The following is a 3,225-nucleotide window of genomic DNA, read 5'->3' on the forward strand; positions in this document are numbered from 1 at the left end:
ACGTCAGCACGGCCAGCGCGAGCCACACGAGCCCGAAGCCCGCCCAGCGCTCGGCCGGCATCCCCTCGTGGAACACCAGCAGACCCAGGGCGAACTGGAACGTCGGAGCCAGGTACTGCACCATCCCCACCACCGACAGCGGCAGCCGCACCGCCGCCGCGCCGAACAGGATGAGCGGCACCGCGGTGATCGCCCCCGAGCACATCAGCAGCGCGGTGTGCCCCGCCCCCTCGCTCAGGAACGTGCTGTGGCCCGTCGTCCCCAGGAACACCAGGAATCCCAGCGCGGGAAGGAACTGCACGGCCGTCTCCGCCGCCAGCGACTCCACCCCGTCCAGGCCCACCTGCTTCTTGACCAGGCTGTACGTACCGAACGTCGCCGCGATCGCGAGGGCGATCCACGGCGGCTTGCCGTAGGCCACCGCCAGCACGAGGACCGCGGCCGCGCCGACGCCGACCGCCGCCCACTGCGCGGCCCGCAGCCGCTCCCGCAGGACCACCACGCCGAAGGCGATGCTGACGAGGGGGTTGATGAAGTACCCCAGCGACGTCTCCACGACGTGCCCGGAATTGACGCCCCAGATGTAGATCCCCCAGTTCACGGAGATCGTCGCCGCGCCCAGCGCGATCATGCCCAGCCGGCGGGGCTGCCGCAGCAGCGGGCGTATCCACGCCCAGCGCCGGGTCACTATGAGAACGAGCACCACGGCCGCCAGCGACCACACCATGCGGTGCGCCAGGATCTCGACGGGCCCGGCCGCATCCAGGAGCGGCCAGTAGAGGGGGAAGAGCCCCCAGATGCCGTAGGCGGCGACGCTGCAGATGAGGCCGGTGCGGGATTCACTGCGGGGTTCACTGCGTGATGGCGGTGCGGGTGGTGATGCGGGCATGGTCCCCTCCAAGGCATGGTGCGACCTTGCGAAGGTAACCGAGGCGGGAGCGGCACCGCCCGGCACGGAGCGGTGGGCTGCCCGGCGGTGCCGAGCTGCCTCACCGACGGGGCGCCCACGCGCGCTGCCGCGCCATCGCCGCGGTCACATCGAACGGCACCACCGTCACCGCCACGTTCGGCAGGTGCTGCAACGCCTTCGCCAGTTCGTCCCCGGAGTCCGTGTGCAGCAGCGCGGCGAGCGGCCGTGCGTACGTCCGGCGGGGGACGAGGAGCGTCAGGGCGGTCGTCCCGTCGGCCGTGTCGCGCGCGGCGAGCGCGGCGACGGCGTGCCGCAGCCGCCGGTCCGGGCAGTCGACGAGGTCCAGCGGCACGTCCGTCCCGGGCAGCGCCTCCCACCGCGCGGCCAGCCGCTTCGCCCGCGCCTCGTCGATGACGAAGTGCACGGCCCGCACTTCGTCCGGCCGCAGCTCGTGCGCGTACCGCAGCGCTTTGACGGCGGCGAGGTCGAGCACGTCGAGGAGGACGTACACGAGGTGCCGCCGCCAGCGCGGCTCGGCGGCTTCGGTGAGGGGCGGCATGGTCTCCAGGGCCGCGGCCTCCTCGCGGTACTCGCGGTTGATGCGGATGAGCGCCCACACGCCGACCGGGAAGACCACGACGACCAGCCACGCGCCCTCGGTGAACTTCGTGATCGCGAAGATCACGACGACCAGGGCCGACACCACGGCCGCCACGAGGTTCACCCCGGTCTTCCAGCCGCCGTTCCGCCGCCAGTGGTGGGCCGTCATCCCGGCCGCGGCCATCGTGAAGCCCGTGAAGACGCCGATCGCGTACAGGGCGACCAGCTTGTCGACGTTGGCGCCGGTGACCAGCAGCAGCGCGAGGGCGACGACGGTCAGGGAGATGATCCCGCTGGAGAACGCCAGCCGGTGGCCGCGCCGCATCAGCTTCCGCGGCAGGAAGCGGTCCTCGGCGACGAAGCTGGCGAGGAAGGGGAAGCCGGTGAAGGGCGTGTTGGCGCCGGTGTAGAGGACGAGCGCGGTCGCCAGCTGGACGAACACCAGCCCGGCCGTGCCCGCCCAGCCGTCGCCGAAGACGAGATGGGCCTCCTGGGCGATGACGGTCGGGTTGCCGTCCACGTAGGGGACGGCGTGCGTGTAGTGGGCGAGGGTGGAGACGCCCAGCACCATGACGCCGAGGACGCAGCTCATGACGGTCAGCGTCTGCCGCGCGTTGGCTCCCTGGGGCGGGCGGAAGGCGGAGACGCCGTTGGAGATGGCCTCCAGCCCCGTCAGGGAGGAGCCGCCGTTGGCGAAGGCGCGCAGCACCATGAAGAGGGAGGCGCCGTAAAGCCAGCCGCTCCCCTCCTGGCCGAGCGGCACGACGCCCGGGGCGTGCAGGTCGGTGTGCGGGAGCCCGCCGTCCAGCGCCCGGACGAGGCCGACGACCAGCAGGAGCGCGATGGCGAGCATGAAGAGGTACGCGGGCGCCGCGAACGCCCGTCCCGCCTCACGGATCCCCCGCAGATTCCCGTACATCAGCAGCACCACCATGGCCGCGGTGATGGGCAGCTTGAGGTGGTCGATGCCCGTGTACCCCTCGCCCGTGAGGTGGGCCAGGGAGATCAGCGCGTCGGTGCCGGCCGCGGTCTGGACGGCGACCGTGACGATGTAGTCGACGAGGAGCGCGACGGCGGCGATCTGGGCGACGCGCGGCCCGAAGTTCTCCCGCGCGACGACGTACGACCCGCCCGCGCGCGTGTACACGGACACCACGTCGCGGTAGGAGAGCGTCAGGAGCAGCAGGACGAGCAGGATCGCGCCGGTCACCGGCATCAGCAGGGTGAACGCGGCGACCCCGGCGACGGGCACGAGGATGCGCAGCATCTCCTCGCTGCCGTACGCGGTGGAGGAGATGCAGTCGGAGGCCAGCACCCCGAGCGCCATGGGGTTGCTGAGCTTCTCCTGGGAGAGCTGCTCGGTGACCAGGGGCGGCCCGAGCAGCCGGCACTTCACGCGGTAGGCGAGCCGGTCGCGGATGGGGGGAGAGAGCGTGGCATCGGGGTCGGCCATGCCCCCCATGAGAGCGGGCGAGCGGGGGAGGGAGCGTCAGACGCCCCCGGACGGGCCGGAAAACAGCCCGTCCGAGCGCCTCGGCTCACCTGTCCGGCGATCTGCCCGATGGCCTATCCGACGACCGTCCAGGTGTCGTTCCCGGCCAGCAGGGCCGTCAGGTCGCCCTTGCCCTTCTGCTCGATCGCCGCTTCGAGCTGGTCTGCCATCTGGGTGTCGTAGACCGGCCGCTCGACGCTGCGGAAGACACCGATCGGCGTCT

At 72.0% G+C, this 3,225-nt stretch carries 2 protein-coding genes and 1 pseudogene; all 3 read right to left on the reverse strand.

Translation table 11 applies throughout. The features are described 5' to 3' along the window. Nucleotides 1-889: EamA family transporter RarD (gene rarD, locus V7793_RS35480; protein WP_336013799.1), on the reverse strand; the 889-nt coding region annotated here is incomplete at its 3' end. Between the two features lie 100 nt (nt 890-989). Then, nucleotides 990-2,963, reverse strand: coding sequence for an APC family permease (locus V7793_RS35485; RefSeq protein ID WP_336013800.1), 1,974 nt, complete (start codon nt 2,961-2,963; stop codon nt 990-992). A 113-nt stretch (nt 2,964-3,076) separates the two neighbouring features. Then, nucleotides 3,077-3,225: pseudogene (locus V7793_RS35490) on the reverse strand (2-oxoacid:ferredoxin oxidoreductase subunit beta); the annotation flags it as partial.

The sequence above is a fragment of the Streptomyces sp. KLMMK genome (assembly GCF_036961605.1).
GTDB lineage: Bacteria > Actinomycetota > Actinomycetes > Streptomycetales > Streptomycetaceae > Streptomyces > Streptomyces telluris.